Genomic DNA, 26168 nt, shown 5'->3' with positions numbered 1-26168 from the left:
CACACCAGGGACTCGGTATGCGTCGTGTCCACCTCCAGGTCGTAGAGCACCCTCTCGTGAACCACATCCGCCTGCGACGCGGCCATCCCCTGGATGCGATCTCCTCGAGCGACCTCACGGCCTGCGGCGACCGCACCCTCACACCTGACGCCGACCCACAACACGGCCGTCTCGCCCAGAGCCTTCCGCCACCGCTGCTGGGACGCCGCTCCGCCGAGGAAGACGTCATCGATGATGACCCTGGCGCCTGAACGGGCCATCGCCACGACACCGTCCATCCAGGCCGCCTCCAGCGCCCGGAAGTCCGGCCCGACGCTCACCTCTCCATCCGCAGCGAACACGATTCCCTCGTCCGAAGCCTGCATCTTCGCGGGCAGAGCGTCGACGAACGAGTCGCACCCGAACGCCAGCCACGGATCCGGCAGTACGGCCTGCAGACACCGTACGATGCCGGACTTCCCCGAGCTGGAGCCACCGTTGAGAATGATCATCTGAGTCGTCACCGCGCCACCGTAAGGTGCTTCCCACACGGCACGAAACGAATATCGGGCACACACTGCTCTGCTGCCGCAACCCGGTGAACTTTTCCGGTCACGGCACGGCGACAACAGCGCAAGCGGCGAGGTCTGCTCGGTCGGGAGCATGCTGCTGAGCCGCAACGACTGCCTCCGTCTGCCCGGCCCAACGTCTACGTGATCAACCGAGGCTACGAGGAACCGAGCGGAGCGCCGCAACTCCGTCGGAGCCCAGATCGAGATCTTCCGGGAAATCCGAGACTGACATCACGGAAGGCGACGAACTCCTCTGACAGGAGGTCGCTGTTCCGCTTCGGCAGCGGGTGGTGAGAATGGGCCGGGTGAAACGCATACGCATTGTGATGAGTGCCCTGGCCCTGCTCGTGGCCGGCTCGATGGGTCTGGTCGCCCCCGGGCAGGCCGCGGCCGCGGACGCTCCGCGGTCCTCGACCGGCCAGCGGTGGGCCCTCCAGGTCACGGACGGGGTCACGGGGCAGGACTTCTACGTCGCAGCCGAGCTGAGCGACACACTCGGCACGGACCAGAAGGGCAGGCTGCGGGCCAGGACCACGGCCACCTCGCCGTCCGCGATCGGCACCTGGGAGACCTTCACCCTGCACACCGCCGACAACGGCGCCACCGTCTCCCTGCGGAACGAGGAGAACGGCCTCTACGTCTCGACCGAGGTCAACTACGCGGCCCCCTACACGAAGATGCTGCGCGCCCGCGCGAAGTCCATCGGCACCAGCTCGGGCGCCTGGGAGAAGTTCCAGCTCCTGAAGGACTCGCAGGTGGCCGGGGCCTACAACCTGAAGTCCATGGCGACCCAGCAGTACGTGTCGGCGCGCTTCAACCTCACCCCCGCCGGTGACCAGGGGCTGCTCCTGGCCGCCTACGGCGCGGCCTCCGGGTCGTGGGAGCGCATCCGGCTCGTGCCCGTGCCGAACACGGGCCAGTACGGGGGCACGGCCAACCCCCCGGCGACGACGAACAGCCCTGCGGGAACCGTGAAAAACGTCGTGTCGTGGAACGCCTGCTCCAACAACAACGCCGACTGCGCCCTCGACAACGCCGAGGTGGCCACCGTCGGTGACACCGTCGCCGCGCGGGCCGCGGACGCCGACGCCGACATGATGTTCGTACAGGAGTTCTGCGAGAAGTCCGCCGTCCCGTTGGAGAGCAGTCTCGAGAATCGGAGCGTGGGCGGTCTGACGGACTGGGACGTGCGGTTCGCCCCTACGTACCGGAAGATGACCGGCACCGACGTCCTCGCCCAGAAGCACTGCGCGAACTCCTCGGGCGGCGCCGACCGGGGCGCGTACGGCATGGCCGTCGCCGTCCCGAGCGAGAACACCTGGTACCGCTCCTGGGTCCTGGCCTCGCGGGACACCGCCGAGCAGCGCCCGCTGATGTGCGCGACGCTTCCCTCGCAGGGCACGGCCTACTGCGGCGGCCACTTCAGCGCCGGGGTCGCCGGCGACGACGTGAACGAGACCGGTAACACCAACCCCACCGGGTACTACAGGAACGAGCAGGCGAAGACGGCCTTCCAGCAGGCCTCCACGCTGCGCGGCCTCGGCTACGAGGTCGTCTTCGGCGGCGACCTGAATGCCAGCCCGCCCGACGCGCCCCAGGGGCCCGGTTCGGCCCCGGCGTGGGTGCTCGAACCGCTCTACTACCAGCCGGGAGTCACCGACAGCCGCTTCGAGGAGTGCGACCAGCAGGCCCACGGCGGCTCGCGCACCGGTGCCCCCACCCATGTGAGCGCGTCGTCCAGCCTGAAGCTCGACTACATCTTCGGCCCGCAGAGCGCCGACTACTCCTGCTCGACCACCGACACCGATATCTCGGACCACTATCTGATCCGTGCCGTGGTGAGCTACCACTGACCGAGGAACTCCCCTTCCCGGGACCGTCGGGACACCCCGCCGGTCCCGGGTCCGGCGCCGGCGTGACCACCACCGCGGCGCTCCGGAGCCCACGGTCCTCGCCCGCCGCGCCGCGCCGCGCCGCACACGAGCGTGCTCCCGCTCGGCCGGATCGTCGACCTCCCTCACACCCGGATCGTCATCGGCGCCTGACCCAGCCCGGCGCGGACCGCGAAGCCCAGGCACACACCTCCGGTGGCGGTCCTCATGATCGGCGGGCGGCGATCACGTTGTCCTGGCCGACATCAGGAGCTCGTGAGGATGACGAGTTGCTGGGTTGCTCGGGTCATCGCGACATAGCGGTCGACCGCTCCTTCGATGCCCTTGCCGAACTCCTCCGGGTCGATGAGGACGACCAGGTCGAACTCGAGCCCCTTCGACAGCTCCGGGGTCAGCGACCGGACGCGGGACGTCGCCCGGAATGTGGGATCGCCGATGACGCAGGCGATCCCGTCGGCATGAGTGGCGAGCCAGGTGTCGATGACCGAGTCCAGATCCGAAACGGATCCGCGCAGGACGGGGACGCCGCTGCTGCGGATGGAGGCCGGCACATTGGCGTCCGGGAGCACGGCCCGGATGACCGGCTCGGCTTCCGCCATGACCTCCTCCGGCGTGCGGTAGTTGACGCTCAGGGAGGCCACGCTGATCCGGTCGAGCCCGATCCGCTCGAGCCGTTCCTGCCACGACTCCGTGAACCCGTGCCTGGCCTGGGCGCGGTCCCCGACGATGGTGAAGCTCCGGGACGGGCAGCGGAGCAGCAGCATCTGCCACTCGGCGTCGGTCAGTTCCTGGGCTTCGTCCACGACGACGTGCGCGAACGGGCCGGCGAGCAGGTCCGGTTCGGCGCTGGGCAGTGCGGTCTGGTCGATCAGGCTGTCCTGCAGGTCCTGTCCGCGCAGCATCGTCACCGCACCTTCACCGTCGTCATCGGCCGCGAGCACGTTGTCGATGACACCGGCCATGCGCTCGCGTTCGGCGGCGACAGCGGCATCGTGCCGACGTTTGCGTCGTGAGGCCTCCGGGTCGCCGAGCCGCTGCCGTGCCGCGTCCAGGAGCGGCAGATCGGACACCGTCCAGGCCTGGGCGTCCTCGCGTTGCAGTGTCTGAACGTCATCGCGGCTGAGCCAGGGCGCGCACATCCGCAGGTAGGCGGGTACCGACCACAGGTCTCCGACGAGGTCAGCCGCTTCGAGCAGCGGCCACGCGCCGTTGAGGGTCCTGACCAGCTCCTTGTCGTGCAGCAGCGACCTCCGGAACAGGTCGGGCGAGACGTCGCCGTCGTGCTTGTCCATCAGGATCGTGACCAGCTCCTCCCAGATCTGGTCGCGCGCTTCGTTGTGCGGAGTACCTGGATCTGGTGCATCGAACGCCTCGGCCCAATCGTCGGCGCTCAGCCAGATGTCGGACCCGGAGGCCGTGACCGCCATCCCCTCGGTGGGCGGCTCTTCGTAGAACCTGACGGCCGTCTCGATCGCCCTCACCATGTTCGCGGACGCCTTCAGGAGGGCCACGTTCGAGTCGGTCTCCATCGCTGCTCCGGCTCCCTCGGCGACGAGGTCCCGCAGGGTGCAGGTCTGCACGCCCTCCTCTCCGAGGCTGGGGAGGACGTCGGCGACGTAGGCCAGGTAGGGCCGGTGCGGACCGACGAACAGCACGCCGCCCCGACGGTGACCGAGGCGAGGGTCGGAGTAGAGGAGGTAGGCGGAGCGGTGCAGAGCGACGACGGTCTTCCCCGTACCCGGACCACCGTCGACGACGAGAGCGCCGCGGGATCCCGCCCGGACGATGGCGTCCTGGTCGGCCTGGATAGTGGCGAGCACGTCTCGCATCCGGGTCGACCGGTTGCTGCCCAGGCTGGCGATGAAGGCGGACTGGTCGTCGAGCGCGGCGTGCCCTTCAAGCCCGTCAGCGGTGAACACTTCGTCCCAGTAGTCGCTGATCCGGCCGCGGGTCCAGCGATACCTGCGGCGGCTTGCCAGACCCATCGGATCGGCGTGGGTCGCCGCGAAGAACGGCTCAGCCGCGGGGGAGCGCCAGTCGAGCAGCAGCCGGCGCCCCTTGCTGTCGGTGAGGCCAAGCCGTCCGATGTACATGGGCTCGGCATCGTCTGCGCTGACGATGTGTCCGAGGCACAGGTCCAAACCGAAGCGACGCAAGGCGCGCAGACGACCGGTCAGCCGGTGGATCTCCACGTCCCGGTCCATCGCCTGCCGGCCAATGCCGCCGGGCGCCTTGAGCTCGGCATCGAGGCGGTCGGACAGTTCGGCGATCGCCTGCTCGAGGCTCTCCGCGATGGTCGCGAAGTGCTGCTCGTCGCCGGCGATCAGCATCGGGTCGGCCTTGGGGGAGAGGTGGTCGGGAAGGTCGAACGCGCTGGTGATCAAGGGGTTCATGTCATCGGCTCCGATCCGAGGTCGCACCCGCGAAGTCCGGCGGCGCGCACACCCGCACCTCGGCGCCGAGTGCCCGCAACCGCAACGCGAGTCCCACCGCCTGCTCGACGTCACCGCACGACCCATGAACCGACAACAACACATGCACTTCGTGAATCTCCTATTTCCGCAGGTCCTGGCCTCGGCCAGTGATTCTGCGGTACGACCCGGGCCTTGCCGCAAGCCCCCCGGTGCGCTATACGTTGAGAGTGGCAAGGGGTGGGTACTCTCCTTTGCCCCTATCGCCTGCTGTGGACGGACAAGCCCTTCGCGAGGCGGCGACGCGCCCGTAAGGCGGTTCCGCCGGCCCAGGAGGATCTCCCGGGGCCTGCAAATGCAGCTGCGCAACGAGAAGATCGCACCCTCTTGGGCAAGGCCGCTCGAACGTCGAGGAGAGCGCCGCCATGAAACGTGCCCGAGCGGTTGTCCGTCCCGAGGTCGCCATCTCCCACCTGTTGAAACTCGTCCACGCCCGAGGGGCAGGAACTCACCACGCCCGACGGCGGAACTCACCACGGTGGGCCACCGGTTGAGAAACTCCCTCCCCATGGCTCCTCACGGCCCCGTCCGTGACGCGCTCCACATGGCTGCGGGCGCTTTTGAATAAGAATCTGGCATGCGTATTTGCTAGTGTTCGGGCTGTGCGGCTGACAAAGTTCACCGACCTGGCGCTGCGTTCCGTGATGCGCCTGGCGGTCTCCCAGGACGGCAGCGACCCGCTGACCACGCGCGAGGTGGCAGAGGTCATGAACGTGCCGTACACGCACGCGGCGAAGGCGATCACACGCCTCCAGCGCCTGGGGGTGGTGGAGGCCCGGCGGGGCCGTGGCGGTGGACTGGCCCTGACGGACCTCGGTCGGCGGGCCTCGGTGGGATGGCTGGTACGGGAGCTCGAGGGCGAGGGCGAGGTTGTCGCCTGCGAGGACGATCCGCCGTGCCCGCTGCGGGGAGCCTGTCGTCTGCGCCGGGCGCTGCGCGATGCTCAGAACGCGTTCTACGCCACGCTTGACCCGTTGACGGTGACCGACCTGGTGGGCTCGCCCACCGGGCCGGTGCTCGTCGGGCTGACGGCTCGCCCGCCGGAGTAGCTCACGCCCGTCATGGTGGTCGATCACTCACCCCTTTAAATGCGAAGATCATTAACCAATTTAGGAGTCGCTGTGCTCTCTGAGGAGTCCGCCCCTGTCATCCGAGCCACCCTCCCGGCGGTCGGTGCCGCCATCGGGGACATCACCGAGCTCTTCTACCGGAAGCTGTTCGATGCCCACCCCGAGCTGCTGCGGGACCTGTTCAACCGGGGCAACCAGGCCACAGGGGGGCAGCAGCGGGCACTGGCGGGCTCCATCGCGGCGTTCGCAGGCATGCTGCTGGAAAGCCCCGACACCCGCCCGGACGCGATGCTCGCCCGGATCGCGCACAAGCACGCCTCCCTCGGCATCACGTCCGAGCAGTACAAGATCGTCCACCACCACCTGTTCGGGGCGATAGCCGATGTGCTCGGCGACGCCGTCACCCCCGAGGTCGTCGCGGCCTGGGACGAGGTGTACTGGCTGATGGCCAACGCGCTGATCGCCATCGAGGCCCGCCTCTACCAGGAGGCCGCCACCACTGAGGGCGACATCTGGCACCGCATGGAGGTCATCGAACGGCGCCAGGAGGCCCCCGACGCCGTCTCCTTCCTGCTGCGGCGCGCAGACGGCCGGCCCACAGGGTCGTTCCGCCCGGGCCAGTACGTCAGCGTCCAGGCCGAACTGCCCGATGGTGCCCGGCAGATCCGCCAGTACAGCCTGTCCGGCGCGCCGGGCCACCCCCACTGGCGCATCACCGTCAAGCACGTCCACGACGCCGAGCGGCCGGACGGCGAGGTCTCGTCCTGGCTCCACACGCACACGCGGACGGGTGACGTGCTCACCGTGTCCGCCCCCTTCGGTGACCTGGTGCTGCCAACGGGCGACGGCCCGCTGCTGCTGGCCTCAGCCGGTATCGGCAGCACGCCCATGCTGGCCATGCTGGACCACCTCGCCTCCACAGGCTCCGCCCGTCCGGTGACCGTGGTCCACGCCGACCGCACCCCCGTCGACCATGCGCACCGGGACGAGCAGCGCAGCCTCGTGCGGGCGCTGCCGGACGCCCGGCTGCACCTTTGGTACGAGGAGCCCGGCGACCAGACGCCGGAGGCGTCGACCGGCCGGGCCGATATCGGCAGCCTGGACCTCCTTCCGGGGCTTACTGCCTACTTGTGCGGCCCGCTGCCGTTCATGCGGGCAATCCGGGGCGACCTGCTGCGCCGCGGCGTGCCCGCGGAAGCGATCCACTACGAGGTCTTCGGCCCTGACCTCTGGCTCGGGCGGGAGTAGCGGTCCGCACATGAGGAGGCGGCCTCAAGAGCCAGGGGCGGGTCTGCTCATCCGCGCGACCCGTCGCCGGGCAACGAGCGCGTGACGCGGCCAAACCATTCTTGGAGCAGATCGACGCGCGGGAGCGAGCGCTGACCGGCGAGGCCGAGCAGGCCTGGGCCCGTATCGACGAACTGGCCACACGGCTACGTGAATTCGACCAGGAGATCGACCACCTGCGGATCACCACCCGCAAGACCCTCCTCAGCCTCGCCCCCGTGCCCGTGCCCGTGCCCGTGCCCGTGCCTGGCCTGTTCACCCAGCCCCGGCTGTAGCCCGGCAACGAGCCCGCGACCAGCCGATCTCACCCACCCCCGACGGCGACGGTGGGCAAGCAGCCCCTGCCGCTGCATCAGCCGTTGAGGCTGATGGTGACTTCGGTGTCCGTTTCGTTGACGACGTGGCCGTGGGCCGTACCGCTGGCGTCGCTGTAGATCCCGGTGCCTCCGGTAACGGCGACATCGAAGTCTGTGGGGGCCTGGGTGAAGGTGAGCCTCCCCTGCAGGGTGATGTCGCCGCCGGCCAGGAGGAATGTCGCCACGCACTGCATGTCGCGGGAGTCGTCCAGGGGGTCGACGCGGACGATCGTGCAGGTCACGCCGGCTCGGCCGACCATTTGGTTGTCGCGGTAGACGTCCTCGGCGATCACCAACTCGCTGCCCTGGCTGGAACCGTCCCCAGTGGTTGTTGCCTCGGTGACCCGCGTCAACAAGGTAAAGGGCGGTGCGGCCGAGGCCAGCGGGGCACAGTACAGGACTGCACCGAAAGCGGTGGCCGCGCTCAGGGCGAGATTGATTCTGCGCATGGCAAGTCTCCGAGTCTTCTGGGGACCAAGGCAAAATCTGACTCTGCGTCAGAAATGGTCGTTTCAAGTCTTACCCGAGAGACCCGCCGCGAGCGGCGACTCTACCTGGACATCTGGGTGATCTTTGAGGGTGATTCGCGAGTTGGTATCCGTTTGGCCGTTGGGGTTGAGTGAAGACGGAAACAGGTGACCTGACCAAGCTCATCCTGGGTTCGACCAGCACCGGCAACAAGGCCTGCCTGAACTTCCGAAGCCGCTGAAGCTGGACAGGAACCGGCAGGTCCGCGGCCGTGGAAAGGCAGCGGCGGCCACCCCGGACGGCCTGCGGAAGATGAACGCCGCCACGCGTGAGCAGGCCCCACAGCCGGCCGCTTTGCGGGGCTGTGACCAGGTGACCATCTCAACAGACATGAGTACGGGGCGATGACCGAGCCCACCGAACCGACACACCGATACGACCTGAACCAGGCCGTGGGACTACGACCGACTCGGCAACGCCTGTGGAGAACCCGTCAGTCACAAGATCGCCGACCGGGAAGGACGCGGGGGGGACCTCAGCTCACGGTGCGCCTCACGCAGCTCCGCGCCCGCCAGTTCGGTCCCTTCCCAGTACAGGCTGTGCGGGCCTTCGGCGAGCGCGTCGCGGACCTCGTCCGCCGCGGCGGACCGTTCGTCGGCCGACCAGCTCCGGGCCAGACGTTCCAGCAGGGGCCGGTGTGTGTAGAAGCGCTTGCCCGCCGCCAGCGCGGCCGCGGCCTCCTGCCGGACCCGCCACTCGGCATCACCGGTCGCACGAACGAGGGCCTCGGTTGCCTCGGCTCCGGGGGCGTCACACAGCGCGGCGACCGCCTCGACGCGGTCACGGCACGCCTCCACCCGGGCGATCAGCGCGACGAGCCGAGGATGGGCGGCCGCGCCGTCCTCGTCCTCGTCTTCTCCTGCGTCCACAAGGAAGCGCGCCGCATCGAGGGCGCGTTCCCGCAGGTCTCTGTCCGGCATCCGTGCCAGGATCCCGGCGATCGCGTCCGCGTCCCGCTCTTCCAGGCCGAAGCGCATCAGGGCCGCCAGTGCGCTCGCGTGGTTGGCGCCCTCCCCGGCGACATCGTCCGCGGGTCTCGGCGGCTGTCCGAGCAGCTCCCGGGCGACCGCGAACACCTCCTCCGCGTGCTGCTCCAGCGGGTTGCCACCCACGAACCTGCTCGTCATCTCAGCACGGTCGTAGTAGTCCAGCGCGATACCGCAGGCGACCGTGTCGCCGCTGCGCAGCAGTGTCAGGAACCCACTCTCGAACTCGTCCGGGGTGGTCGGATCATTCGTCGCCGCAAAGGCGGCACGCAACTCCTCGTCGTGGAACTCGCGTTTCCAGTACCACGACTGGAACTCCAGTAGAAAGGCCGTGAGATACACCCCATGAGTAGATCATTCGCGCACGCACGCACACCACCGCGGCCCGGCCACGAATTGCTGCCCATCGTCTGGCCCGGTGCGCGGAGAGGCTGATGCGATGGCCGCCTCGCTGGGGTCGCAAGGGACTGCTTCGCCGGCTGCTTCCGACCGCCCAACGCTGCCGTGCCCGCCGCCAAGGACGGGCGAGCCCGAGTCACGCCAAGTCAGTCCTCCGACGGCAGCCGGCTCGGCCTCTCCGGCAAGCTGCAGTGCCAGATGCTCCCCGGCCGCGCCACCCTCACCCTCGACTGGGCCGACCGCATCCTCTGCCTCTGCGGCATGTGGATCGTCATCGGTCTCGAGCTGACCGACCCGAGAGAGGAGCCATGAGCGACTGCATCATCGCCCAGCTCAACACCCCCGCGCCCGCCGGCCCACCGCTCCACCATGAGGAGCCCGAACCTCAAGGGGGACACGATTGCCCATTTCAGCCTCCATCCTCACCGCCGCCGCTGCCGGCCTTCTGCTGCTGACCGGCTGCGGCCAGAGCTACGACGAACTCGCCGACGGCCGCTACGACGCGCTCAAGGAGCGCCCCGGGAACGAGACCGGCAAGCCCGCAGCTTGCCAAGACTTGAGGAAGACGACTACGACGCCCTGACGCCCACGGCGAGCCGACCAGGCCTTAACGGCCTCAGCTGCCCCGTCACCTCCGCCGGCGCGGCAACCCGGCCCCGCACGCCACAGAAGTGGGCGTGCGAACCGGACCTCACGCCGACCACACACCCCACCAGCGACACTGAACCGAGCCCGGCGGCCGGCCCCGCGTCCGGCCGATGCTGCCGCCGCCGGGCCCACCAAGCCCCTACGAGCACCGGTCCTTCGGCTCGATCCCCCCAGCACGCAGCCCGTCGTACACCGCCCCCGCGAAAACCCAGTGATGTTCGCCCTGGTCGTCGAGCGGTTTGTTCGGTGGGCCGCGTTTTGCCGCTCGTGCGTCACATGTCAACGTGGGCCGAACAGTCACCCGTGCCGCGGACCCGGTGGCCGCATTCCGGCTCGTCCACGCCGGCCTGGAGCTGTGAGCGGAGATGATGGCTGGGCCGGATGGTCAGTCCATGTCGGGGAGGGACGTCCGCCCCAGCGGATTCTCGCTGCGAATGCGGGCGCGCTCCTTGCGTTGGGCGGCCAGGACGTCGGGGTGGCGGGCGTTGGCGTTGCACCGGCGCAGGTAGCCGACCACCGGATACGCTGGGTGTCTTCGGCCCGTCGCGGGCCACGCGGCGCCTGTCGATGGGGAGTTGTGGGTGGCCAAACGCGAGCTCAAGCATCTCAAGGCCGCGGCATCGCGGACCGATTACCCATCCATGGGTCGCTTTGCGGCGGCGCTGTACGAACACGGTTGTACCGACCGTGAGGTCATCCGCCGCTGCTATGGCGTCGAGTTTCCCGACGAGTTCTTCCTGTTCGCCCGCGCCGACGACGACGCCGAGGAGGTCGAACTCGTGGACGGGGGCTGTTTGGTGTGGGAACTCGCCAGCCCCTCGACGAGGGGTGGTCTGCGCATGCAGGCCAATCCCGTGTGGCGCGCCGAACTGCAGGCATTCGCCATCGACCCCGGGCTGATCCCGCTTACCGACCTGCCCAACGAGGGGCGGTACGGCAGTTGTCTGATCTGCTATCACACCGAAGAGCTCGCCGCGGGCCGCAGCACGGTCTTCGGTCTGCGGGATCGCTCCTACGGTCATGGAGTCGTACCTGAATTCGGCCCGGACACCCGGCCTGAACGGTACGGCCCGTCGCTGCTCGCCGTCCTGCACGAGAACGAAAGCGACAAGCTCAGAGGTGTCCAGGAGGAGGCCGCCGACCCCAGGAACTACACCGGGTTCGGTGCCATCACCTCGGATCAGGTCGAGGAGCAACGCCATTGGGTGCAACTGGTCGAGGACCTGCAGCGCCGCCTTGCCACGCTTGAATGAGAGGGCCTGATTCCCTGAGGCGGCCCCGGTCACCCGCGCGACACCCGCCCGAGGTTTCCGCTGCTGCTCGGAGGCCCGTCCATTGACGCCGGCCCGAACGGCAAGCAGAAGCACCACCGTGCTTCATGACGCTGTGATCTGCGGTAAAAGGCTGTGACACAGCTTCTGACCTTGTTCTTTATGTCGCGGGGCCGGTACCCGAAGGTGAACAGGCCCAGCTCGTAGAGGAATGTGGCCACGCGGGACTGCTCCGCTCAAGGTGGGGGCCGGTGACGGAAGGCCCTGGGTCAGGACGCTCGTCCAGCTTCCTGTCGCCCGGCCGTTTCTTATGGCGTGATTGTTCGTCGAGCCGTTCATGACGGATCTGGTTGCGCGGTTGGTGCCGGATGAGTTGTGGGTGTTGTTCCGGCGGGAGGTTCCGCCGACGGAAGTGAAGCGTCAGCAGGGTCCGGCGCCAATATGCACGACAGCCTCGGCCTGAAGCCGCTCGTACGCGGGATCCCTCCCATCCGCTCCCGACGCGGCCCGCGTCGTCGGCGTCCGGCCAAGCTCCATGCGGACAAGGGCTACGACGACCACCTGCGCAGATGGCTCCGCAAACGAGGCATCCGCCACCGCACTGCCCGCAACGGCATCGAGTCCTCCACACGAATGGGCCGCCGCCACCGCTGGGTCGTCGAGAGGACGGTCGCCTGGCTTGTCGGCTGCCGACGCCTGCACTGCCGCTACGAACGCACGGCCGAACACTTCCTCGCCTTCGTCGCCATAGCCGCAGCCCTCATCAACTACCGCCGATTCACTTCGTAGACAACAGCGACTAGGATCTACGGCGACATCGCGTGTCGGTCACCGGCTGGGTGAGGCATGGAGGTGTCAGGAGATGCCCTCGGAGGCATTCCTTGTCAGTTGAGTTGAACCACACGATCGTCCACGCCCGGGACAACCGGGAGTCAGCAGAGTTTTTCGCGGGCCTGCTGGGCCTTGAGATCACCGCCGAGTGGGGCCCGTTCATCGCGGTCGACCTGAGCAACGGCGTCACGCTGGACTTCGCCACGATCCCCGCGGACAAGATCACTCCCCAGCACTACGCTTTCTTGATCTCTGAAGAGGAGTTCGACGCGGCGTACGCGCAGATCACACAGCGCGGCATCGAGCACTACGCCGACCCGCGCCAGCAACAGCCCGGCACGATCAACCACAACGACGGCGGCCGCGTCGTGTACTTCATGGACCCGGTGGGCCACGCCATGGAACTCATCACCGTGCCGTACGGGGGCTGGACCTCGTAAGTGCATGTGCCGAGGGCCGCACCCCAGCACCGGCGCGCGAGGCGCTGCTCGATGCCCTGCTCCGCACGAGCTTCGACGAGCTGACCGCAAAGGCAGGCGCCCTCGAAACGTCCAGCTCGCCCGACGATGCTCTCGTTTCGTGGCTACGCGACTGCGTCGCGTGGACAACTAAGTATCGGGGCGTGGTCGTGCTGATGGCAGCCGCCATCGAGGACACCGAGTCCGCACTCCACGCTTCGTGCGTCACTCTGCGCGCGGCCGGGGCGCGGCTCCTCACCCGTGCCCAGGCCGCGGGCGTGGCGCGGACCGACATTGATGGCGCCGATTTGTGGCTCTTCGAAATTGGTGGGGGTTTGAGCGCCGGACGGGGTTCCACTGTGGACCCTGACTGATAGATGCCCGCAGCTCTCGTAGATCATGTTGTTGTCGAATCAAGGTGATCACAACAGAAGAGCTACGGACGTGGCAAACGATACGACGCGGTTGTTGGGCCTTGACGGCCTGGCCGTGGTCGGGGTCGCCGACGACACCGACGGGCCGGTCGTGCACCTGGTCACCGCTGATGAGCGGGCACGCCACTGCCCAGACTGCGGCACCCGGGCGCGGCGGTCGAAGGGCCGGCGGGTGACCCGGCCGCGTGACCTGTCGGTCGGTGGCCGCCGACCGCGGCTGGTGTGGGCCAAGCGCCGCTGGCGCTGCGACGAGCTGGCGTGCCGGCGTCGCTCGTTCACCGAGTCGGTCCCGCCAGTACCGCCACGTAAGCGGCTAACCACACGATTAAGGGCTGCGGCCGGGGCGGCGGTGGCCGATCAGGGCCGCACGGTCGTCCAGGCGGCCCGCGACTATGCGCTCTCCTGGCCGGTCGTTGCGGCGGCGTTCACCAGTCACGCCCGGGCGGTGCTGCCGGCCCAGCCCGAGCCGGTGCAGGCGCTCGGTATCGACGAGATCCGCCGAGGCCGGCCGAGATGGATCCCCGACGAGGCTACCGGGATCTGGCAGACCGCCGTGGACCGTTGGCACGTCGGCTTCGTCGACCTGTCCGGCAAGCAGGGCCTGCTCGGGCAGGTCGAAGGCCGCACCGCCCAGGCGGTCATCGACTGGCTGGCCGACCGCGACCAAGCCTGGCGCGACGCGGTCCAGTACGTCGCGATCGACATGTGCACGATCTTCAAGTCGGCGATCCGCCGGGTCCTGCCGCAGGCCACCCTGGTCGTGGACCACTTCCACCTGGTGCAGCTGGCGAACCAGACCCTCACCGAGGTCCGCCGCCGGATCACCGTGCCCCACCGCGGCCGGCGCGGCCGCAAGGGCAACCGCGAGTGGGAACTGCGCAACCGGCTCACCCGCTCCGCCGCCCGGATGCGCGGCGAGCACGTCGACGCTCTCCTCGACGAGCTGTCCAACCTGCCCAGGGTGATCGGCGCGCCGATCACCGTTGCGTGGAACGCCAAGGAAGACCTCCTGGACCTGCTTGCCACCGCCCGGACCCGCCCGGACCGGGAACAGGTCCGCGATCTGCTGTACCGGTTCTACCGCCGATGCGCCGACGCCGACCTTCCCGAACTGCAGCGCCTAGCCACAACGGTCGAGACATGGTGGCCAGAGATCCTTGCGTTCCTGCACACTGGGATCACCAACGCCGGCTCCGAAGGCACCAACCGGGTCAAGACAATCGCCCGCGACGCCTACGGCTTCCGCAACCCCGGCAACCAGCGCTTACGCACCCGCTGCGCGACCACCCGTCGAGCCCGTGGACACCTCGATGCCCGCTAATTTCGTTGAGCCCGCACGATGCAATCGTGTTGGCTAGCGGCACCGAACTGTCAGTACCGCAGGTGTCCGCTTGGCTGTAGCAGGGAGTTAATCGTGCAGGACATTGTTGTCGACCCGGTTGCCCACAATCGGGCAGCCTGGGACAAGTGTGTCCAAGAGGGCAACGAGTGGTCGAGGCCGGTGAGTGCTGAGGAGGTCGAGCGCGCCCACATGGGCGACTGGTCGATTGTTCTGATCGGGCGTGAGCCAGTCGACCGCTCCTGGCTGCCGACGGACCTGACCGGCAAGGACGTGTTGTGCCTGGCCTCCGGCGGTGGCCAGCAGGGTCCGATCCTCGCCGCCGCAGGGGCGCGGGTCACCGTATTCGACAACTCACCCCGCCAGCTCGGCCAGGACCAGATGGTGGCGGCGCGCGACGGACTCGAGTTGCGCACCGTCCTAGGCCGTGTCTGATATTTGATCTTGTGGTGGGTCGAGGTGAGCTGACGGACGCGGCGTGGGGACGGATAGAGCCGCTACTCCCGGGCATGGACGGGCGTGGGCGCCCGTGGCGGGATCACCGGCAGGTGGTCAACGGGGTGTTGTGGCGGTTGCGGACGGGTGCGCCGTGGCGGGATCTGCCCGAGCGGTTTGGGCCGTGGCAGACGGTCTATGAGCGATTCGCCCGTTGGGAGTCAGACGGAACCTGGGCGAAGCTGCTGGAGCACGTGCAGGTCCACGACGACGCGGTGGGCAAGGTGGAGTGGACGGTGTCGGTGGACTCCACCATCAACCGGGCCCACCAGCACGCCGCCGGTGCGCGCAAAAAGGGGAGCCGGGCGGGGACAAACTGGAGGATCCGGAACGCTCGGCGGCGCGGCAGGCCCTCGGCCGGTCCAGGGGCGGGCTGACGACGAAGGTGCACCTCGCGGTCGACGGGCGTGGCCTGCCGATGTCCTTCGTGCTCACCCCAGGGAACGTCAACGACTCGACCGTGTTCGAGGAGGTGCTGGAAGCCATCCGCGTACCCCGGTCCGGACGCGGGCGGCCCCGCACCCGTCCTGACCAGGTGCTGGCGGATAAGGCGTACTCGTCGCGGGCGATCCGTGCCTGGTGCCGGCGGCGCGGTATCGCCGTGACGATCCCCGAGCGGGCCGACCAGATCGCCAACCGACTCCGCCGGGGCTCGCAGGGAGGCCGCCCGCCGGCCTTCGACAGGCAGGCGTACAGGCACCGGAACGTGGTCGAGCGCTGCTTCAACCAGCTCAAACAGTTCCGCGCCGTCGTCACCCGTTTCGACAAGCTCGCGGCACGCTACCGGGCCGGACTCCAACTGGCCGCTCTGATCCTGTGGCTTCGCGAGCCCACATCGTGAATGCGCCTCAGCGGCCACGTGGCTGGACGACAAGCGCGGTTGGTGGGATCCCCAGCGCGTCCAGTCGGGACAGGAGTTCCGCTTCCTGTTCCTGTGTGACGGCAATCCACAAGGAGGTTCCCGAGTCACTGGCGCTGAAGACCAGCCGGTCCCCTCGCCAGCCTTCGGCGCTGATCGTGTGGGGAGCCAAGTCCAACAGCAGCTCGAACTGCGCGTCGTCGCGGACGTCGATGTCGATCCCCATCCCGGGATCGGCGCGCCGGGAGCGAGTGCCATCCGCCACCGCCTCCCGGGCCAGGGACAGCGCGCGTTCGTACGAGTGCATTACTGCGGGTGGCCATGCATCGTCGCTGTAGGCGTCGAGGTGGGCTGTGTCGATGCAAGAGCGCAGCACCCGAAGCACCTCGCGATGAACAAGCACGACGTCCGCAGGGCTCAATCCGTCCACGAGCACGAGTTCGCGGGTCGAGCCGCCATCCTGGTTGATCACATGCAGGACCTTCCCACACGCAGTGCGCCCCACGTCCCTGGACGAAGCCTGCCGGCACAACATGATCTTTGTCAGACACGGCCTAGGAGCAATACCGGTGATTTAGGTGATTTTCTGGCGTCTGCTGGTTGTTTTTGTGGGTGGAACGAGTGTGATTGCCGCGGTGGGTGGTGGAGGTGGGTTGCGGTGGTGGGGGTGTTTAAGGTGCCAGTTGGTCATCTTGCGTTTGATGACGCGGGGGTTGGAGCGTTGTCTGCGGGGCGGAAGGAGTCGTTCCAGCAGCTCACGGATGGTGTGAGTGAGGGCTCGACTGAGTCGTGAGGGGGGAAAGTGCCGCCTGGTCGGTGACGTGGCGGCGGGCGATGCGAAGGGTGCGGGTGAAGGACAGCCGGTCCGGGTCGAGGCCGCCTGCGCGGGCGGTGGTGTGCATGACGTCCCGCAGCGCGTGGTGGACGAGGAGGAAGCCGTAGATCTCCTGCTCGACGCCGTCGGGGTATTGCGAGCGGAGAACGAGGCGGTGTCCGCCCTGGTGGGTTTTGATCTCGTCCAGGGTGTTCTCGATCTCCCACCGCTGGTGGTAGAGGCCCGCCAGGTCGGTGGCGGGCGCCTGTTCCGGGTCCCAATCCACCAGCTCGGGCGGAAACACCCGCGTCAACACACCCAGAGCGATCCGGTCCGACAACCGCTCACCCGACGACTTCACCTGTCCAGGCCTTGGCACACCACATCCAACGACCAACACCACTCAAAGTCACCGGTATTGGGCCTAGGAGAGAACCCATTGGGGCGGGTGTCCGGGGTCGGCCGGGCAGGTGAAAACGTGCAGGTCCCGGTCCCGGCCGAAGCGGAGCCGAGTGGGTTGGGCAACGGACGGACCGCCCCGGATCGATGCCTTCCCCTGCAGGGAGGGGTCGCGGTCTTCCAGCGGCGCCCAGCTGTGCGAGCCGGCGTCCATCTCGTCGCCCCCGGCGGTCAGCAGCAGTCGCATCGGGGTCGCGCAGGACGTGCAGCCGATGGCCATCGGGCCCGTCGACGCCCAGCTGGGAAAGCCGCCGACCCGCCAGCCGGGCGGGATCGACAGGTCGGACTGGTAGCTGGGGGCATCGGGGCCGTGTTCCGACGCCTGGGCGTCGTCCCATGCGTCGATACGTGCGATCAGGGGGGCGGGCAGCGTGTCGTCCTCCGCCCAGGGATAGGTGTCCACCTCTTCGGGATGCAGGACACATGGCTCGGGGAGTTCGTGCTCCCATCGGAGCAGGGGCACTTCGGGCGGGGCGGCGAGGAAGCGTTCCGCGCGCTCGGTCTCTGTGGCCCGTCGCCACCGCAGGCGGTAGCGGCGCTCCAGGTGCGTGCCGTGGGTGAACGGGCAGCGGAAGAACTGCACCAGGTCCGCATCGTCGGGCCCGGCCGCCAGGCCAGAGACGTCCCGGCGGAAGAGCTGGGCGAGCCCCACGAACGGCACCGGTCCGTCCTCCCCGGGCATTCCGGCGGCGGGCCACGGCCGGCTCCGCGGCCATACGCCCGCGGCCCGGGCGCTGCGGATCTCTTTTGGCGCGTACCCCTCGGTCTCGCGCTGGTGCGGTTCGTGGCAGACCGGCCACGGTTCGCCGTACGGCCACAGCATCGGCCCGCCGACATGGCTGTCGCGCATGCCGGGACGCCCTGGCCTGGGGTGCAGCCGGGTCGTCCGGCCCCGCTGAGCGGCCAGTTCCGGGAACACGGACTCCACGGATGCCGGTCTGGCCGGCGTGGTCCTGGTCATGTGCGGACCGTACGTGGCCAGGAAGACGCCACGCGAACGGATTGCCGCATGCCCGCCAGCTCCTTCGGGGTGATGCCCAGCTCCTCGGCAACCCTCGGGCGAGCCTCCTGAGCATGGAGTTTGACGCCCTGGTCAGGTGCTTGGGTACCGGAGGCTCAGGTGCCGGTCCTCAGGCCGAGTCCGGCCCGTCCGAGCTGTTGAGCAGCCTGTCCACGAGGAGTTCGGGGTAGCCGGTGGCCGGCGGGTCGATGCCGAAGATCGCCCGTAGGTAGAGCGGTGCGATGAGCTGGTCGAGGATCTGCTCGAGCGGCGGGGGGTTCTCGCCGCGGGCCGCGGCACGGTCACGGATGCGTTCGATGGCGTGGATGCGGCGTTGGAAGTGGTGTGCGCGTTCCTCCTGTGTGTGGGCGCTGCCGGGCATGGACAGGGCGACGGCTCGTACGAGGAGGCGGCCTTCGGGTGTGCGGATGCTCGCGACGCCGGCTTCGGCCCATGCGGTGAGGTCGCCGCGCAGGGTGCCGGTGTCCTTGAGCGGCCAGTCGCGTTCGAGGCGGGTGGTGACCACGTCGGCCAGGAGCGCCTCGCGGCTGCCCCAGCGTCGGTAAATGCTGGTGTGGTTGACGCCGGCGCGTTGTGCGATCGCGGGGATGGTGAGGTCGGCCCCTTCCGGGTCGGACAGCAGGTCGATGACCGCCTGGTGGACGGCCGAGCGGACCTGTTCGGGGCTCTTGCGGATGCGCGGGGCCGGCTGTTTCGAGTTCACCCCTACATCGTAAGCACAGATATTTGCTTCATGGCGCTCGGAGGGTCTACGGTTCTGCCGTAAGCACAGAACTGTGCTTACGGCCTGAGGAGAGTGTGTGATGAAGCAGCTGCTGTTCCCCGACAATCCCCAGTTCTGGTACGAGACCCTGCGCTCGATGAGCCACATCGCCTACGGCGGCGCCGACTTCGGCGAGGTGGTCGCCACCAGCGAGCGCATCATCGAGGGCGACTACGACAGCTGGCACACCGAGTGGCTCGCGACCGCCGACCGCGTGTCCGGCGAGGCCCAGAAGGCGCTGGAGGCCGGCCGCACGGTCAGCGCCCGGGACGGGTTCCTGCGTGCCTCGAACTACTACCGGTCGGCGGAGTTCTTCCTGCACGGCCACCCCTGCGATCCCCGCCACGACCATGCCTACGACCGCAGCGTCGCCTGCTTCCGGGCCGCCGCCGCGCTGTACACCCCGCGCATCGAACCGGTCCGCATCCCGTACGAGGACACCACGCTGCCCGGCTACCTCTACCGGGCCGACACCACCGGCACACCCCGGCCGACCCTGATCATGCACAGCGGCTTCGACGGCACCGCCGAGGAACTCCACTTCAGCGGCGCGCTGGCGGCCGTGGAGCGCGGCTACACCGTGCTGACCTTCGACGGCCCCGGACAGCCCGGACCGCGCCACCGCGAGGAGCTGGTCTTCCGCCCCGACTGGGAGAACGTCATCACCCCCGTCGTCGACTTCGCCGAAGCCCTCCCCGATGTCGACAACAGCCGTATCGCGCTGTTCGGTTCCAGCATGGGTGGCCTGCTCGCACCCAGGGCGGCGGCCTTCGAACACCGCCTGGCCGCACTGATAGCTGTCGACGGCGTCTACGACCTCGGCCAGATATCCGTCCGCAACATCCCCGGTGACCGCGACGAGGCCGAACGGCTCCTGCGCGCGGACTCCGCCCCCGAACTCGACGCCCGCTTCCAGCAGATCATCGACCAGGACGCGACCGCCCGGTGGGCGATCAACCACGGCATGTACGTGATGGGCGTGGACACCCCCCGCGCCTTCAGCGCCTCCTACCTCGACTACACCCTCGGCAACGGCATCGCCGAACAGATCCAGTGCCCCAGCCTCGTCTGCGACGCTGCCGAGGACGAGTTCTTCAAGGGCCAGCCCGAGCAGCTCTACAACCACCTGACCTGCCCCAAGACCCTCATGGTGTTCACCGCTGAGGAAGGCGCAGGCGCCCACTGCCACCCCGGAGCCATGCGCCTGTCCCTCGCCCGCATCTACGACTGGCTCGACGACACCCTCCGCACCACCAGCGCCTGAGGCTCCTGGCCCGCCAGGCACCGCTGCGAATCCCCCGCTCCATTTGAATCTGCTTGGAAGGAACTCCCATGACCCGCACCGGCATCAAGGCCGCACTCACCGACCTTCTCCTCAATGACGAGATCACCCTGGCCGAGGCCGCCGACCGCCACTTCACCCCCGACTACCGTCAGCGCACCGACGGCGAGTGGGCCGACCGCACCGAGTTCCTCGACCACATCGCCCACCTGCGCACGCTCGTCGCCGGCGGCGAAGTCGAGGTTCACGAGGAGCTCTACGACGGAGACAAGTACGCCGACCGGCACACCTGCCACATCACCAAGACCGACGGCACCACCGTCACCATGGAGGTCTACGTCTTCGCCGACCTCGCCCCCGACGGCCGCTTCAACCGCATCGAGGAGACCACCCTCATGCTCAAGGGCTCCGACGCTGACCGCAACCTCGGCAGCGCCCGCTGACCACCCCTGCCGCAAGGGCGGTACACGGCCCGGCAGCGGAACAGCGTCATCCGGCGGGCGAGCCCGCCAGCTCCCCGGCTGCGGATCCCGAGTACGCGATGGACTACGTTCAGGGATCCGCAGTCGAGACCGCACGTCATCAGACCCAATCGGCCCGCCAACTGCCCACCGGGACCGGAGATCGCGGACCGCTGGCACCTGCTCCAGAACCTCTCGGCCGCTGTCGACAAGACCTGCCACCAGCACCGGCCGTACCTGAAGAAGCATGCAGAACGGGGAGGCGACCGCCCGATCCAGATGCCGCTGGTGGACGCACTGCCGCCCACGCGCATCGTGCAGCGCGTCCTCCGCCACCATGCCGAAGTCACGCGCATGGTCGCCGCCGGCTGCCCGCTCAGCGACATCGCACGCCGCCTCGGTCTCGACCGCAAGACGGTCCGCCGCTTCCGCGACACCAGCACGCGGCCCCCGGGGGCCGCGCTGAGGGTCCCGGAGCTCTTCGTGCGCAGCCGGTCCCCCAGCGCGGTGGCTTCGGCGGCAGTGAAGGTGTCGTCGAGGGTGAAGGCTGCATTGGTGTCAGTCGCAGTCGTGTCCTCTTCGTATTGGGGGAGGAGGAGGAAGATCGCGGCCGTGATGACACGGTCAGGCCGGGACGGCCGTGCGGGCGGGCGTGGTTTCGCCGTCGTTTGACGGGGCGGGCGTGCCGGTGGCGGGCCGAGGGGGACCTGCGGCGGATCGCCAGGCCGACCATGGCCACGCCTATGACCAGCACGAACGCCACGCCGGCGAGGGCGAAGCTCAGCGTGTACTGGCTCTCGGCGGGCAGCGCGGGGACCCCGGCGGGCAGGTTGTCGAGCGTGTGGGAGGCGAGCAGCGAGGTGACGACCGCGCTGCCGATCGCACTGCCGGTGGAGCGGGAGATGGAGTTGATGCCGTTGGCGATGCCGGTCTGGTGGTGGGGAACACCGGCCACGATCAGGGCGGGCATCGCGGCGTAGCCGAAGCTGATGGCAACGCCGACGACCATGCCGGCCAGGATTACCGACGCGGTGGTGTCGTGGGCGAGGGTCAGCCAGGCGAACCCGACGGCGCCGAAGAAGGCACCGGCGGCGAGGGTGAAACGCGCGCCGATGCGGCGTACCAACATTCCTCCGAACTGGGCGGCCACAAGCGAGACGAGGGCGGAGGGCAGCAGGTAGACGACGGAGGCGCGCAGGACGGAGGCGCCGAAGCCGTAGCCAGCGATCTCAGCCGGCGTCTGGACGAGGTACGAGACGCCGATGAACTGCGCAAACATGGCGAACCCGACGAGCAGTCCGGCGACGTTGGTGAACAGCACCGGGCGGTGGACGAACATCTTCATGTCGACCAGGGGGTCGCGGACCCTGCGTTCGACGACGACCCAGAGGACCGTCGTGACGGTTGCACCGGCGAACAGGGCGAGCGTGCGGGCCGAGGTCCAGCCCCAGGTGTGCCCCTGCGAGATGGGCAGCAGGAACAGCACGAGCAGCAGGGCGAGACCGGCGGCGCCGAGCCAGTCGGTGCGCCCGCCCGTCCGGGTGCGGGGCGCGGGGACGGCGACCGCAACCGCAATGAGGGCGGCGGTGGCGAGCGCGGCGGCCAGCCAGAAGTCCTGGTGATAGTCGGGGCTGGTACCCGGTCGGCGCTCAAGCGCGCTCAGGCGGATGAGGGGCAGAGTGCCGACGGCGTCTACGGTCCTCGAACCAGGGACGCCGTATTCTGGCGAGTTGCTGGCTTCGCCTGTGACAAGGTCAACGGTCCAGGCGGTTTGTGAGATGTGGCCTACCGCGCCGCGTTCGGTCTTGACCGTCGGCGGGACGGAACGCGACGCGGCAAAGAAAGTCTTGCGAACGTCAGGGGACGTAGACGCTGCGCAGGCACCGCCAGGTGGGGGGTCCGACCACGCCGTCGCTGCCGTCAGCGAATCCACACCAGTGGCGTTGCAGGTTCATGACGGCCTTCTTGGTCTGCGCTCCGAAATGCCCATCGAGCGCACCGGGGTTGAGGGGACCCCCTAAAGAACCCTCAACCACTCGCCAGTGGTCCAGCAGGCACTGGATTTCACGCACCCGGTCACCCGTGGCACCTGGCGAGACGGTGACGTTCCAGGCCCAGCTGTAGCCAGCTGTGGCACCGTTGTAGTTCGCCGTCTCCTTCCACCACACCAGGCACCTGCCCGAAGTGGGCTGATACACTCCCTGTTTTGTCGAGCTCGGTGTTTCGGCCGCGCTGGCGGGCACGGCCAGCGGGATGCTGCCGCAGAGCAGTGCGCTGCCGACGGCCAGCGCGATCCGTGAACGTCGAGACATGGTGACCTGCCTTTCGAGACAGTCGAGGGCGATCGACCTACGAGCACCGAACCCCAGCGCTGAAGCGAGATCGATAGCGTCAACTCCGATGAGAAGGAAGCCGGGAAACCCCAGCCAGTGCGTGTTCGTAATCACTGTGGCCTGCTCTGAACACGTTGACCATGGTTTGCATTCTGAGGCAATAGGCCAGGTCACCGAGATACAGCTGCGGCAGCCGATCGGGCGGACACGAATCAGGACTCCGGGACTTCGGCCGACGCGCCTCCGGAGTCGTCGGCCGAGGATGAGTGCATGATCGGGTCGCCTGCCATTGGGCAGGCGGCGGCTCCACAGGTCGTGATCTGCGCCGGCGCAGGTCCTGGCCGGGGCAGCCCTCACACCTGACAGCCTCGCTGTGCGACGCGTCTACCTGCGCAAACGTGGTGTGAGGCTCACACCTGCCGGTCGGCGGGCTCTAGGCGCTCTTTGCGGGGACGCGGGACAGCCACCATGGGGCGGGCGAGCAGCTGCCCTTTCTTGCGGAGGGTCTGCGCGCGGATGCTGCACCAGCGTGAGCAGAACTCCCGGGGTCGGCGGGCGGCCTCGGGCAGAGCCTGCGCCACACCCGGCAGTGCCCGGGTTCGAATTGATGGCGCTCTTTGAATTTGGCTCTGACCGCGATTCCGTGATGACGTGTGTGCTGGCGTTCAGCCAGGGTGCTGGTTCTTGTGCAAGGCGGCGCTGGCGCGGAACCGGAGGCGCCCGCAACGGTCTCTGTCTTCATCTGTCGCGTCGTCGCTGCAACAGCAGTGCTGGGCCAGCCAGCGCAGGTCCTGCGGATCGAGCCAGAGAGCGACACGGCCTTGTGCGGCTTCAGCCTGCGGATCAGTTGGCCCTGGAGAGTTCATAGGCCCGACTGTATGAGCCCAGCCCCGACCAACTCATGACCGGGTGAGGATGCGGATCCGGAGGAATCGGAACGAGGCTCGGCCGTACATGCTTCTCTTGATTGTTTTGACGCGGTCGACGTTGCCCTCGAAGATGCCGGAGCTCCACGGCAGGGTGAGACCGGCAGTGACGGCGGCGAGGTCCTGGCGGAGGAAGCCGGCGAAGGAGCGGACGGGGCGGGTGCGTCCCGTTCGGCCTCGCGGATCCAGTCCTGCAGCAGTTCACCGTGCAGGTGGCTGACCAGGTCGTGGAAGGTGCGGGCCAGGTCGCAGGCGCGGGTGATGTCCGGGCAGGAGAGTCGGACCGCCGGCAGTTTCTCCTCTTCCTTGGCGGTGAGGCGGTCGCGGGGCTGCATGATCCATGAGGTGATCTTGCGCGGGCTCGGGATGTCGGCACGGGCGGGTGGAGCCGTGCCGGTGCGGAGCCCGGCGAGGTAGCGGCGGACCGGCAGCACGCTGCCGCGGTAGCCACGTTCGCGGATCTCGTTGAAGAGCGTGGTGCCGCTGGTGCAGCCGGCGGTGAAGCGGGCGGTCAGGTATGCCTTGAACGGTTCCAGCACGCCGTTGGGACGGCGATCGCGTGCGGTGGCCAGCAACTGGTCGAGGTCGGTGTCGCGGAAGCGGCGCACGGTCTTTCGATCGAGATGCAATCGGCGGGCGATGGCGGAGATGGTCCATCCGGCCTCCAGCAGGCGGTGGATGTCCGCGTACCGGTCCCGGGTCCGTACCGCGATCTTCGTCGGCGGTAGCGCGGGCGGAGGCAGCTCGATCACGAACGGCTCCGGAGGTGGAGGTTGCTCCTGCTCGGCGTGCTTGCGCAGGAAGTCGCGGTGCTGGTGGCAGGTCTTCTCCACTGCGGAGGAGAGATTCTGAAGCAAATGCCAGCGATCCGCGACCTCGATGGCGTCCGGAGCGGCCTCGCGGATTGCCTTGGAGTAGGCACTGGCCCGATCCCGGCAGATGATCTCGGCTCCGGGGTGCTCGCGCAGCCAGGCGGCGAAGGTCTCAGCATCCCGGTCCGGCAGCACGTCCACCACGCGTCCGGCTTCGACGTCGACGAGGATCGTGCCGTAGCGGCGCGAGCGTCGGAAGGCGAACTCGTCCACGCCCAGCACCCGCGGTGCCCGATCCGGGACGGCCGGCTCCTGCAGCAGGCTCAACAGCTTCGTCCGGCCTGCCGCCAGCTGCATGTTGCGGCACAGGCGTTCACCCGCGCGGCCGCCGAGCTCGACGGCCACCGCCCGCAGACAATGCTTCAGGCCCAGGCTCGAGCGCCGGTACTGCTCGCTGAGGCGCTCGACCTGCTCGACGAACGTCCGCCGTCGGCACGACGGCACGTCGCAGAAGAACCGCCGTACTCGCAGATGGATCACCAGCCTCCGGCCGGTGAGGGGCCGTTCCGACAGCCTGCGTTCGTAGCTGGAGTGCACCCGGGAGCCGCGTCGTCCGCACGATGGACACCGTGGAGGCGGACCACATGCCGCAGCCTCCACGGCGAAGACCTCGTCGTCGACGCTCATCGCCTCGACCCGCACATCGATCCCGGGAAACAGCACATCCTCGACCGCCTCGTCCCCCATGACCAGGCGATCCCCGGGAGGAACGTTCCGGCAGTCAGCCCCTGACCTGCGGGTTCACAGAATCGCGGTCAGAGCCAAAATTTGAGATCGGCATCAAGCTGGCGCCGGGTCGAAGGCGGCACCGTTTCTCGCCCAGGAGCAGCGGGACGCGCTGCGGGAGCTGGGCGTGGAGTGGGCGTAGGCGGAGACTTCGACGCCGTCACCGCCGGACTCTCCACACCATGGAGCTCCGGCCAGGTCGAGGGCCACGTCACCTGCGTCAAACTTCTCAAACGCATGGCCTACGGACGAGCCAACCTCGACCTCCTACGCGTACTCCTCGCCCCATGACCGTGCGGCATCGCAAGATTCCCGACAGAGCCGAATTACGCGAACGTCCACAACACCCTTCAGATGTGGGAGGTGAGGCCGGTAACAGGGTTGTGGGAGATCAGCGTCGGCATCCCCGGGTCATACCGGACGACCTCGCCGGTCAGCAGGGCCCGTCGCTGACTGGCCGTCGCCACCTCGACCAGGAACCGCAGCACGGCGGCCACCCCCGCCCCGTCAAGGACGTCCTCGGGCCAGACGGAGAATTCGATCTCCTCCTCGTCGCAGGGCAGGGCGAAGAACCACACGGCGCCGAAGCGGGCCCGGAAGGCAAAACTGGCGTTGGTCAGCGGGAGTGACCCGGAG

The 26168-nt window shown here is 68.5% G+C and carries 25 protein-coding genes and 4 pseudogenes; 16 read left to right on the top strand and 13 right to left on the bottom strand.

Features of this window, described 5'->3' with window-relative positions; all coding sequences use genetic code 11:
• On the bottom strand, positions 1-503 hold a 503-nt coding region (gene cpt, locus ACWGI8_RS13345; RefSeq protein WP_453660511.1), incomplete at its 3' end, for a chloramphenicol phosphotransferase CPT.
• A gap of 353 nt (positions 504-856) precedes the next feature.
• Between cpt and ACWGI8_RS13340 the strand changes: the two genes are divergently transcribed.
• Complete coding sequence (locus ACWGI8_RS13340; protein ID WP_453660509.1) at positions 857-2404, top strand: fascin domain-containing protein; 1548 nt, start codon at positions 857-859, stop codon at positions 2402-2404.
• Positions 2405-2688: 284 nt separating this feature from the next.
• On the opposite strand, the gene helR is transcribed toward ACWGI8_RS13340, so the two are convergent.
• Positions 2689-4836: an RNA polymerase recycling motor ATPase HelR gene (gene helR / locus ACWGI8_RS13335; protein ID WP_453660507.1), complete on the bottom strand. Its 2148-nt coding sequence runs from the start codon at positions 4834-4836 to the stop codon at positions 2689-2691.
• Between the two features lie 680 nt (positions 4837-5516).
• On the opposite strand from helR, the gene nsrR reads away from it, so the two are divergent.
• The 3 genes from nsrR (at position 5517) to ACWGI8_RS13320 (ending at position 7546) form a co-directional block, all read left to right on the top strand.
• The gene (gene nsrR / locus ACWGI8_RS13330) at positions 5517-5963 is read left to right on the top strand and encodes a nitric oxide-sensing transcriptional repressor NsrR (RefSeq protein ID WP_453660505.1); all 447 of its coding nucleotides are present in this window, start codon (positions 5517-5519) and stop codon (positions 5961-5963) included.
• Positions 5964-6035: 72 nt separating this feature from the next.
• Positions 6036-7232: a globin domain-containing protein gene (locus ACWGI8_RS13325; protein WP_453660504.1), complete on the top strand. Its 1197-nt coding sequence runs from the start codon at positions 6036-6038 to the stop codon at positions 7230-7232.
• Positions 7233-7333: 101 nt separating this feature from the next.
• Entirely contained in the window at positions 7334-7546 is a 213-nt protein-coding gene (locus ACWGI8_RS13320; RefSeq protein ID WP_453660502.1) for a hypothetical protein, read from the top strand.
• Positions 7547-7623: 77 nt separating this feature from the next.
• Here ACWGI8_RS13320 and ACWGI8_RS13315 read toward each other — a convergent pair whose 3' ends face one another.
• A complete protein-coding gene (locus tag ACWGI8_RS13315) occupies positions 7624-8076 on the bottom strand; it encodes an allene oxide cyclase barrel-like domain-containing protein (protein WP_453660500.1) in 453 nt (150 codons plus the stop codon).
• A gap of 516 nt (positions 8077-8592) precedes the next feature.
• Positions 8593-9483 carry a hypothetical protein gene (locus tag ACWGI8_RS13310; protein WP_453660499.1) on the bottom strand — a complete coding sequence of 297 codons (891 nt, stop codon included), beginning with the start codon at positions 9481-9483 and terminating at the stop codon, positions 8593-8595.
• Positions 9484-9645: 162 nt separating this feature from the next.
• On the opposite strand from ACWGI8_RS13310, the gene ACWGI8_RS13305 reads away from it, so the two are divergent.
• The gene (locus ACWGI8_RS13305; protein WP_453660497.1) at positions 9646-9852 is read left to right on the top strand and encodes a hypothetical protein; all 207 of its coding nucleotides are present in this window, start codon (positions 9646-9648) and stop codon (positions 9850-9852) included.
• Positions 9853-9940: 88 nt separating this feature from the next.
• Positions 9941-10123, top strand: a complete 183-nt coding sequence (locus ACWGI8_RS13300; RefSeq protein ID WP_453660495.1) for a hypothetical protein — start codon at positions 9941-9943, stop codon at positions 10121-10123.
• Between the two features lie 470 nt (positions 10124-10593).
• Here ACWGI8_RS13300 and ACWGI8_RS13295 read toward each other — a convergent pair.
• Positions 10594-10696: pseudogene (locus ACWGI8_RS13295) on the bottom strand (integrase); the annotation flags it as partial.
• A gap of 73 nt (positions 10697-10769) precedes the next feature.
• Between ACWGI8_RS13295 and ACWGI8_RS13290 the strand changes: the two are divergent.
• The 7 genes and pseudogenes from ACWGI8_RS13290 to ACWGI8_RS13260 all read left to right on the top strand — a co-directional run bounded on the left by ACWGI8_RS13290 (position 10770) and on the right by ACWGI8_RS13260 (position 15857).
• Entirely contained in the window at positions 10770-11441 is a 672-nt protein-coding gene (locus ACWGI8_RS13290) for a hypothetical protein (protein WP_453660494.1), read from the top strand.
• A 447-nt stretch (positions 11442-11888) separates the two neighbouring features.
• Positions 11889-12248 (top strand): annotated as a pseudogene (locus ACWGI8_RS13285) (transposase); the annotation flags it as partial.
• 92 nt (positions 12249-12340) lie between these two features.
• On the top strand, positions 12341-12730 hold the full coding sequence (locus tag ACWGI8_RS13280) for a VOC family protein (RefSeq protein WP_453660492.1): 390 nt from the start codon (positions 12341-12343) through the stop codon (positions 12728-12730).
• Between the two features lie 29 nt (positions 12731-12759).
• A pseudogene (locus ACWGI8_RS13275) lies at positions 12760-13062 on the top strand (SbtR family transcriptional regulator); the annotation flags it as partial.
• A 130-nt stretch (positions 13063-13192) separates the two neighbouring features.
• The gene (locus ACWGI8_RS13270) at positions 13193-14503 is read left to right on the top strand and encodes an ISL3 family transposase (protein ID WP_453660491.1); all 1311 of its coding nucleotides are present in this window, start codon (positions 13193-13195) and stop codon (positions 14501-14503) included.
• A 93-nt stretch (positions 14504-14596) separates the two neighbouring features.
• On the top strand, positions 14597-14956 hold the full coding sequence (locus tag ACWGI8_RS13265) for a hypothetical protein (RefSeq protein WP_453660489.1): 360 nt from the start codon (positions 14597-14599) through the stop codon (positions 14954-14956).
• 11 nt (positions 14957-14967) lie between these two features.
• A protein-coding gene (locus tag ACWGI8_RS13260; RefSeq protein ID WP_453660488.1) for an IS5 family transposase occupies positions 14968-15857 on the top strand; the annotation gives its coding sequence in 2 pieces (ribosomal slippage) (positions 14968-15319 and positions 15319-15857; 891 coding nt in all).
• 7 nt (positions 15858-15864) lie between these two features.
• Here ACWGI8_RS13260 and ACWGI8_RS13255 read toward each other — a convergent pair.
• From ACWGI8_RS13255 to ACWGI8_RS13240, 4 genes and pseudogenes are all read right to left on the bottom strand, one after another.
• A complete protein-coding gene (locus tag ACWGI8_RS13255; protein WP_453660487.1) occupies positions 15865-16347 on the bottom strand; it encodes a hypothetical protein in 483 nt (160 codons plus the stop codon).
• A 283-nt stretch (positions 16348-16630) separates the two neighbouring features.
• Positions 16631-16966 (bottom strand): annotated as a pseudogene (locus ACWGI8_RS13250) (transposase); the annotation flags it as partial.
• A gap of 147 nt (positions 16967-17113) precedes the next feature.
• The gene (locus tag ACWGI8_RS13245) at positions 17114-18109 is read right to left on the bottom strand and encodes a hypothetical protein (RefSeq protein WP_453660486.1); all 996 of its coding nucleotides are present in this window, start codon (positions 18107-18109) and stop codon (positions 17114-17116) included.
• A 169-nt stretch (positions 18110-18278) separates the two neighbouring features.
• Positions 18279-18872 (bottom strand): TetR/AcrR family transcriptional regulator, encoded by a 594-nt coding sequence (locus tag ACWGI8_RS13240; protein WP_453660484.1) that lies wholly within the window; start codon positions 18870-18872, stop codon positions 18279-18281.
• A 100-nt stretch (positions 18873-18972) separates the two neighbouring features.
• On the opposite strand from ACWGI8_RS13240, the gene ACWGI8_RS13235 reads away from it, so the two are divergent.
• Together ACWGI8_RS13235 and ACWGI8_RS13230 are read left to right on the top strand one after the other, a co-directional pair.
• Positions 18973-20196 carry an alpha/beta hydrolase family protein gene (locus ACWGI8_RS13235; protein WP_453660482.1) on the top strand — a complete coding sequence of 408 codons (1224 nt, stop codon included), beginning with the start codon at positions 18973-18975 and terminating at the stop codon, positions 20194-20196.
• Positions 20197-20264: 68 nt separating this feature from the next.
• Positions 20265-20657 carry a nuclear transport factor 2 family protein gene (locus ACWGI8_RS13230; RefSeq protein WP_453660481.1) on the top strand — a complete coding sequence of 131 codons (393 nt, stop codon included), beginning with the start codon at positions 20265-20267 and terminating at the stop codon, positions 20655-20657.
• Between the two features lie 394 nt (positions 20658-21051).
• Here ACWGI8_RS13230 and ACWGI8_RS13225 read toward each other — a convergent pair whose 3' ends face one another.
• The 3 genes from ACWGI8_RS13225 to ACWGI8_RS13215 form a co-directional block, all read right to left on the bottom strand.
• Positions 21052-22161, bottom strand: a complete 1110-nt coding sequence (locus tag ACWGI8_RS13225) for an MFS transporter (RefSeq protein ID WP_453660480.1) — start codon at positions 22159-22161, stop codon at positions 21052-21054.
• Between the two features lie 370 nt (positions 22162-22531).
• The gene (locus tag ACWGI8_RS13220; protein ID WP_453660478.1) at positions 22532-23122 is read right to left on the bottom strand and encodes a peptidoglycan-binding domain-containing protein; all 591 of its coding nucleotides are present in this window, start codon (positions 23120-23122) and stop codon (positions 22532-22534) included.
• 748 nt (positions 23123-23870) lie between these two features.
• Positions 23871-25493, bottom strand: a complete 1623-nt coding sequence (locus tag ACWGI8_RS13215) for an ISL3 family transposase (protein WP_453660477.1) — start codon at positions 25491-25493, stop codon at positions 23871-23873.
• 171 nt (positions 25494-25664) lie between these two features.
• On the opposite strand from ACWGI8_RS13215, the gene ACWGI8_RS13210 reads away from it, so the two are divergent.
• On the top strand, positions 25665-25823 hold the full coding sequence (locus ACWGI8_RS13210) for a hypothetical protein (protein WP_453660513.1): 159 nt from the start codon (positions 25665-25667) through the stop codon (positions 25821-25823).
• 59 nt (positions 25824-25882) lie between these two features.
• Here the strand turns inward: ACWGI8_RS13210 and ACWGI8_RS13205 are convergent.
• The coding region (locus tag ACWGI8_RS13205; protein ID WP_453660476.1) for a hypothetical protein at positions 25883-26168 on the bottom strand (286 nt) is incomplete at its 5' end.

The sequence above is a fragment of the Streptomyces sp. NPDC054841 genome (assembly GCF_053611045.1).
This window is presented reverse-complemented; position numbering and strand designations above follow the sequence as displayed.